This is a genomic window from Hydrogenophaga defluvii, assembly GCF_042665235.1.
Classification (GTDB): domain Bacteria; phylum Pseudomonadota; class Gammaproteobacteria; order Burkholderiales; family Burkholderiaceae_C; genus Hydrogenophaga; species Hydrogenophaga defluvii_A.
The window spans coordinates 919-1,121 of record NZ_JBHTBZ010000087.1; the positions used below are offsets into that span (position 1 = coordinate 919).

The 203-nt window shown below is 66.0% G+C and carries 1 pseudogene; it reads right to left on the bottom strand.

The window, feature by feature from the left end:
* A pseudogene (locus ACFQU0_RS20640) lies at positions 1-203 on the bottom strand (acetyl-CoA acetyltransferase); the annotation flags it as partial.

Consider the following 203-nt stretch of genomic DNA (forward strand, 5'->3'; position numbering starts at 1 on the left):
GCGGCGGTCCAGGCCGTAGCGGCGGTCGTATTCCTGGGCGACACGGCCGAAGGCGGCCGGCCACATGTAGGTGCAGTCAAAACCTTCGTGGCCTTGCCAGGCGGCGGCGTTCTGGTTGGTAGAGGCGGTGTTGCCGTCGGTGTTCTTGAATTCTTCGGCGCCCAGCACCAGCACGCAGTCGTAGCGGCCAGCCTCGATTTCGG